At 39.4% G+C, this 7,717-nt stretch carries 6 protein-coding genes; 1 reads left to right on the forward strand and 5 read right to left on the reverse strand.

Going from position 1 to position 7,717, the window contains the following annotated elements; all coding sequences use genetic code 11:
* Positions 1-50: 50 nt before the first annotated feature.
* Positions 51-629, reverse strand: a complete 579-nt coding sequence (locus tag ACFSDB_RS16595) for a MerR family transcriptional regulator (RefSeq protein ID WP_377340666.1) — start codon at positions 627-629, stop codon at positions 51-53.
* Positions 630-784: 155 nt separating this feature from the next.
* On the opposite strand from ACFSDB_RS16595, the gene ACFSDB_RS16600 reads away from it, so the two are divergent.
* Entirely contained in the window at positions 785-1,486 is a 702-nt protein-coding gene (locus ACFSDB_RS16600; RefSeq protein ID WP_204893857.1) for a hypothetical protein, read from the forward strand.
* 286 nt (positions 1,487-1,772) lie between these two features.
* Here the strand turns inward: ACFSDB_RS16600 and ACFSDB_RS16605 are convergent, their stop codons facing one another.
* From ACFSDB_RS16605 to ACFSDB_RS16620, 4 genes are all read right to left on the reverse strand, one after another.
* Positions 1,773-2,057, reverse strand: coding sequence for a hypothetical protein (locus tag ACFSDB_RS16605; protein ID WP_204893861.1), 285 nt, complete (start codon positions 2,055-2,057; stop codon positions 1,773-1,775).
* A gap of 2,364 nt (positions 2,058-4,421) precedes the next feature.
* Entirely contained in the window at positions 4,422-5,588 is a 1,167-nt protein-coding gene (locus tag ACFSDB_RS16610) for a replication initiation protein (protein WP_204893858.1), read from the reverse strand.
* A gap of 594 nt (positions 5,589-6,182) precedes the next feature.
* Entirely contained in the window at positions 6,183-6,746 is a 564-nt protein-coding gene (locus ACFSDB_RS16615) for a tyrosine-type recombinase/integrase (RefSeq protein ID WP_204893859.1), read from the reverse strand.
* Between the two features lie 42 nt (positions 6,747-6,788).
* Positions 6,789-7,124: a hypothetical protein gene (locus tag ACFSDB_RS16620; RefSeq protein ID WP_204893860.1), complete on the reverse strand. Its 336-nt coding sequence runs from the start codon at positions 7,122-7,124 to the stop codon at positions 6,789-6,791.
* Between the last annotated feature and the right edge of the window lie 593 nt (positions 7,125-7,717).

A 7,717-nucleotide genomic window follows, 5' to 3' on the forward strand; every position in this document is an offset into this window, starting at 1 on the left:
GTAACTTAACTGCACATAAGTTACATTCGTTTCCGCTGAAATAGTACCCTTTATTTGTTCCAGATTCTGGCCCATAAACCTCGAGTGTCTTTTTTGGGTGTGGCCGTTTCTGGTTCGCTTTCTGGCTGCTGTGAGGACGATTCTGGTGAATCAAGCTCTGGTTCTTCGAATGTTGGTGCAGATAGTTGCTTCTGATTCTCTTCTATTCGATCCAGTTTATGCTTCATTTCTTCCAAGACTTCTACAAACAAGGAGTCACGTTTTCGCATCTCTTCTTTCAAACTTCGGTTCTCTTCTTCAAGGTTTTCCAATTTCTTCAAGATAACGGCTGTCGCGACGTCGTCATGACGCCGCGACGGTGTGCTTGTGACGCCGTTTTCTGGCGTTATGGTAGATGCACCTTTTAAACCTTCAGCAGCTTCTCTGACAGCATTCTCGAACGTTATGTCACCGCTTTTCGTGACCGTCATAGAGTCCCGTAACGCCGCGACCTCTGTGACGGTGTAGATTCGGCTGTTACTTTTGTTTCTTTTAAAGAGAATTCCTTCTGTTTCAAAGCGAAGGCTGTATTTTCTCAACGTTGAAGGAGAAATGTTCAATTGCTTACAAACCTCGCTGGGCGTCATCATCAATTGCTCGCCACCTCTTTTTGTTTCATGTTATAAGAGTTCAATCACACTTGCACCTTCTTTTTTAGTAAAGGATTCACAAAGAAGAACAGATGCTAAAATAAATTAAACGAGAGAAGCTTAGCCCTTATCGATTTAGAAAAGGAGGATAACAAATGGAGATAGCTGTTTTCGATGATACAAACGCGAGAAAAAGGCGCGTATCCGCTGAGGATGATTTTGAACTGCAAATTTGGAGTTCTGCGGCGTTGATAAGTCATTTTCTAGATATCAAAGGAAAAAAAGATGACATTAAACATATCAATCTTTTTTGTAGGAAAGACGCTGAGGAGTTCAATCTAAATGATCCTGTAATTGATGGATTTTGGGATATTGTCGTTCCATACGATCCGAATATCCTGTTGAGAATTAAAGATCGTAAAGAAAAAGTATTCGAGGTAGAATCGTTTTTTAGAAAAGTCCTGTTCAAAATTTGGGAATACAAAGCATGGGATTCAACGGAAGTTGAACTGGCTCTACAGCGTGCTAAAAAAGTGAACTTTACCTATGCCTTTCTGTTAAAAGGGACACCCAAAAAAGCACCTGATAAAAAACATACCGCAACAGTAAATTGCATAGTGGATTTTATGTCCTTCCGTCTAACGTGTTCCATATACGACCGATTCAGGGTCCTTGTACGAGAAGAAGTGATGGTGGAAGAATTGCCAAGTCCCTTCATCTTTGGCAGGTTTGTTGGGAATCCTGTTTGGGAATCCAATGAAGTATTTTCGGTTCTGCCAAAGTTGGGTGGAAGGCCGATCGGCAAGGTTCAAGTTGCTGAAAATCTTAACCAGATGGATGATAAGACGGAGGGTTAGCAGAACGAGGCTGCTGTTAACTAGTTCGTTTTAAGCTATCGTTAAATCAAAAGTATTTTTAATAGACGAATTTAAGAGATAGTCAGTTTACATATCACAGGTTATCAGAAGTAATTAAACAGAAAGAAGATGCTAGTAACTCAGCATCTTCTTTCTGTTTTTCCAGGAGACTTCCTATAATTCGGGATATGTAAACCTAAGTTTCATCAAGGTATATTCAAAAATACTCCCCTGGCACATCTTCTGTTGTAAATTTCAGAGTCAGAGAAGTCTTGCTAAATCTCTCCTACCATTCCCGCCATTCTTCAGTAATGTCTTCCTCCGTCTCCAGACCGGCTTGCTGCGCTTCTTCCATGATAAAATCATAGAGTTCCTCCCGCTCTAAAGTCTCAATGAAAAAGTCATATTTTTCATTCAACGCATTTAAACGGAGGACCGTTTTCTTCACTTTTTTAATAATTTCCTTTTCGGATGGATTGTTTAGATTGGAAAGTACAACCCTATAGTCTTGGAGCACGGTTTCGGTTGCCAATATATTTTCTTCGGTAAACTGGTCATCTCCGTCGTCCATCCTTATTCTCCACTCTTGAGTAGGCAACGACTGCTCTACCTGATTAGCATTTTGGAGAACCGGTTCAGTGTCTTCCGGTAGAAATCTTTCTTTAAAAGTGGGACGGTCATTGAGCCGTGCCCCCTCTATCAGCCGGTGCGAATAATGTTTTTTATTCGTGAAATAAACGTGTTCCAGTTCGATACAAGGGGAGACATCTCCATCCTCGACAGTGGAGTCCCAAAACCTCATGCTGCTCAAATGAGGAAGATGCTTAATGAATCGTATGGAAGGTATCGTTCCACAGTTATTTAAAGCTAAATGAACGATCGACTGGACTTTTCCGATTGGCGAAAAGTCTTCTATCTTTTTCGCAGCTTCGATTTCGAGTGAAATTAAATTTTTCGATAGATGCTGGATCGCTTCGATGTCAGTCAAGGCTCTCATTCTGAACAATCCTAAGCTACTCAATTTCTTCAATCCTTGAATCCCCTCTAAGGAAGTGATATTAGAGCTGATGAGCTCGAGATCTTCAAGAGCTTTCATATTTGAGAGTTCTTTTAAGTTTTTTCCTTTTGGCTTATAACCCCAAATCTGTATTTTCTTCAAGTTAATTAAGTTGCCGATTTCTGCTGCCTTAGGCGGTAGTGTGCCGTAAATCCCTTCCAAAGTGAGTAATTGGCTGAAGTCGATTGTCAAGGAAGGAACTGCATCGTCGATAGACAAACTTTTAAGCGCCTTCAAGTGATAGAGTCCGCTCAAATTCTTCACATTCGGTCCTTGTAGTGACAAAGATTCAATACTTGGGCATTCACTCAAGAAATCGATTTGTGATTCTTCGTAGTAATAGGTAATCTGTAAACTTTTAATCTGGTTTGTTTGGATGTATTGGATAGATTCTTGTACATTATTTTTACCAATTAACACGGTAATGCCATCCTCATCATTTCTTATACGAAGTTTACTTTTTTCCATAGGTCCTCCTTCGTTATCTTTTATCTCTTATCATTAGAACCAAAATGCTTACGTTAAATATACTTAGAACTAAATATAATAGATAGCTAATTTTGGAAATCAAACCGTTCGTAAAAGTACACGTTTTCGAACACCTCAAAAGTAATCGAAAAGCAGAAAAAGAACGTTCGCAAATGTGTTCATACACTTTGTGAACGTTCTTCTGTTTTAGGCTAATTTTACGAACGAATTATTGCTATTTTTCATTTTTATCTATGTATTTTTTACATCCGAAGGCGACAAGTGAATCCCTTTCACCACCCCGAATTTGGGGTGGTGTATAACTGGGCACTCTGGATGGAATTTTTGCTGCTGTCGATCGGCTCGGAAATCCTATTCTTTTTTCTAGAAATGTCTGGTCCAGTTCAAAAACGAAATTCAAAACAACTAAATTCAATGCGAGTGCCCATTTATACGCAGTGATTTTTTTCAAAATAACGGCACCGTTTCGGGTTTCCTGCAGGGGCTCAAATCAAACCGAAAATTTCATGGACCAAGCAAAAAGTAGAGAAAGAGCATAAGGAAAACGTGCTTGCAATTTCATTGCCAGCCCTGGCAGAGCCAGGGGTTTCGTTGCTTGCACGAAAAATCCGTTTTGGCACAGTTTTGTGACAGTCTTTTTGGTTCGCTGTCACAAGCTTGTGACAATAAAAAAAGACCGTTTTGATGAAACACTCGGTTGTTTTTTCTAGAAATGATAGTGAATTTAAATGTCTTTTCAAACTTAAAATGACTTCAAGAAAAAAGTAGACCAGGTAAAATCGATGCGAGAAAAGCTGGTACAAAACTGTACCAAAAGCTAAAAAGAGCTGGCACAAACTTGTGTCAGCTCGAAAAAAAAGTGGCACAAAAGTGTGCCAAAACCGAAAATTGGTGTACCCACACAAACACTAGGCTCTGCCTAGTCCCACATTAAAAATGGGGGCACGTTTCCCTTATGCTCTTTCTCTGTTTTTTGATTGATCTTGTGAAAATTTTTGATTTGATTTGCTTACAATGTTTTTCGTTCTTCGACTTCTCTTTTTCCAAAACTTAAATGCGTTCATGAAAAAAAGGCAGCGAGTGCCCATCTATACACCCTAAAAAATTAGGCGTATCACGGGCAGCTTCCAGCTGTAAATAATGCTGCGCATTGGACGCGTCGCGATTTCCTAAAACGATTAAAAGGGGCGAAAGAATCCGAAAGCAAAAAGCGAGAGTGCCCAGTTATACACCACCCCAAAATCGGGGTGGTTCCTGTAAGAAATTTGTCGCCTTCGGATATAAAAAAGTAGGGGCAAAAATAAAGTTAACGGATCGGAAGACCAACAAAAAAGCCTGATCTGATTTCTCCAACGAGAGGAAATCGGATTGGGCTTTTGGCTTTTCTGTTTAAGAAGTTGAGGCATCTTTCTTTGTACGTTTCTTTTTTTCGGCCAGCTTTTTCAGCAGCAGCTCTTTTTCTTTGTCGAGTTCCGGATTTGCTTCCGCCGGCTCGATTGGTTCCTCTTTGGAGGTGAACCAGTCCGGAAGTTTTTCTTCCCGCCCAGTCGCACGTTCTTTCATCGGCTGCAAATCAGCAAACGTAATTCGTCCGCCAGCTTCGTGGATCTTCCAGGCGGAAGTGATTTTGGATTTGATAAACCCAAGAGGATTTTTGACCGTCTTTTCCTCGTTGACGTAATGAATCAGCCATTCCAATTCCTGTTCGACATTATCTTCCCAGATAAGTGAAGCTCCTTGATGCAGCTGTGCAAAGAACGCTGTATCGAATTGATAACCATCGGTCTGTTCATTTAATCGAGTTCGTGTTTGATCAATTTTAGAAGGTTTTTTAACTTTCTCCTGTTTCTTTTCGTCTTTCGGTAATTGAATTTCCTTTTCTGGAGTATGTCGAATAGTGAACTCAATTTTCTCTATGCTTCGCCCTTTTTTTATTTCTTTAAAATCTATAGTAAGGTCTGTTTTTTTATTTAATTCTATAATTGATGGCTGCAAAACTCGAGATTTAAAATGGCCATATTGCTTGTAAGTATTAGTCTCTATTCCAATTTTCTCTTTCAAATCTTGAACAGGATATTCCCAACGACCAAGGTGCTGCCATTTTTTCATTAATTCATATAATCGAATAGAATAACCACTTTTTAACGATAAAATGTTACTTAATTTATAAGATGTAAATGCTGTTTTTAATTGTAATAAGTAAGGCTTAAGATCTGGTGCAAAACGTAGCTTAATCGTTCCAGAGCCATCCACATATTCAGCTCTAGACACCCAGTGGGTCATTACCCATCCATCATTTTTAGATGGTATTTCCACTACTTTAGACATCAAATCTTCTACCACTTTCTTTAGTTGCGTGTAATGTTCTCGTCCTTCTAATCCAAGCATTTCATGAAATTCTCGAACGGAAATAACGTAATCTTTAAAGTCTTCATCAGTTGGTTCAATCATACTAACCATAGTTAAAATAATTTTTTGTTCTCTAGTGCTTAGAGGTTTTTTTTGGCGAGCTTCAATCAATTGATTTCCCTGTGTAACTAAATAATTTGAATCCATTCATTCCACTCCTCGCATTTAAATATCACAAGTTTTAATTATGCGATATTTGTTGCTTTAATAATAACCTCTAAAACTTGTAAAAACAACTGGTAACACATAATTATGTTTTGTGATACTTCGAATCAAAAGTGTGATGTTTTGAATCAAAAGTGTGATGTTTGAGGAATCAAAAGTGTGATACTTCGAATCAAAAGTGTGATACTTCGAATCAAAAGTGTGATGTTTAAGTTGATTAAAGTCAGTTATACCAAGGTCTCAGACCCTCTCTAAAACAAGTAAAACAAAGTAATTAAACAAGTAATATAAAACACCAACAACACGCGCGCGAGAAAAAAATGGTGGTGGTGAAAAAAGTGGGACCGAAACTGTTACCTTTTCAAATTCAATTGCCAAATTCAAAGATCAAACGAAAAAACAGAGTCTCTTCTCTGTCTTCATTAAACATAGCTATTTAAACGCTCAGAAACCTCTTTAAAACGATTTTTAGAAAAAAGACGAACTTAGGGAGATGAAATTCCTAGAAACGCTCAGAGACACCTTAAAAGCCGTTTTTTGACAAATAAAAACTCCCGCATAAAAATGCTGGGAGTTTTACAGACGAAACGCTTTTAAATTGCTCTCAATCTGCTCATCGGTGATGCCGATGTAGCGCAGGGTAATCTGCGGATGAGTGTGGTTGAGGATGTTCTGCAGCTCGGCAATATCTTTGAATTGCTTGTAATGCCAGTAGCCGAATGTCTTGCGCAGCGTGTGCGTGCCGATGCCGGATGGCATATCGGCCATCTGGGCCGCCTTGTTGAGCTGCCGGTACGCCTGGACCCTTGTAATTGGGTTGTGCCCCTTCCGGCTCGGAAATAGCCATTCTGAGCCGGTTAACGTGCCGATATAGGCGTTCAGCTCGTCGTAGATGTTGCCGAGGTGGATCGTCCGGCGTTTTCCGGTCTTTCCTTCGCGTAGGGACACGACGTGCTTGCCCTGGATCTCACTCACTTTAATCTTTAACAGGTCCCCGACGCGCAGCCCCAAATTGATGCCGATAAGAAACAGGATGTAGTCCCGTTCCCCGCACCATTTCTTCAAACTCCATTTCATGTCCTCGATCCGGTCCAGCGATCGGATCGGCTGCACGTCTTTGATTTCGCTTTGTTTGTTCATCTACATCCCTCTTTCAAGATTCGTTCCTGTATTTCTGAAGGGCTAGTTGGCGTCATTTCCTGGAGCGCGTTGCAACAGGTGTCTCTCTCCTGCCGGATCTTCGACAATCACAAATTCTGTTTCGTTTTTCACCGAGAAGATAACGGTTCCTTTTTCAAAAAAATTGGACTGATTATTGCTTGGAAGTACATCAGGGGCAACTTCTTCTGTCACTTTTCCAATCACTTTGCCTGCTTGATAATCCGCAAGCTGTGCTTCGGTCCCGTTGTATTCAGTCCCATTTACCACCAGTATCATGGCATAACTTCCAGAAGAGGTTTCTTGGCTGCAAGAACCTAAAAGCAAACTAAGTAAGAGAGTGAGATAGATTTTTTTCATTGGTGGAGCCCTCCAATCATTTTCAGGGAAATCCATATGTAGCGAACTACTCAAGGTGATTTAGAGAAAAGAAAAAGAGCGCCGCCAAGGAAGTACGAGCCCAATAGAATCAACGATCTGAATGTATCTTTTTTTCGCGTAATGTCAGTTTCTTCGTTTTTTTCTAGAAAGTCAATAGAATCAAGGATGTGAATGTAACTTAATTTAGAATAAGTTACATTCAGATTTTGCAAAAAACATCTTTATTTAAGATGCTCAGAATGTAAGGAATTTTGATATAAGGTGGAATGTTTTTTGAAAATAATCCAACTGAAAAGCGATAGTGAAAAGAATAGAACAGCTATTAAAACATTACTTACTAGACCTTCGGCTTCATTGTTATATACATCGTGAATTAAACGTACGAGAGAGACCATTAGAAAAAATGTATATAAAATGGGGACATAAATCTTCGGTTTCACTGGATCTGCTGTTTGCTTTTTTTGAAACATAATGAACTCCTTTAATTCAGAAAACTAATTGAAATGCCAATTAGTTTTAGATTGATAAGTATGCGAAAGTGAATGTAACATAATTACCATTAAGTTACATTC

The organism is Planococcus chinensis (assembly GCF_042681545.1).
Lineage (GTDB): Bacteria > Bacillota > Bacilli > Bacillales_A > Planococcaceae > Planococcus > Planococcus chinensis.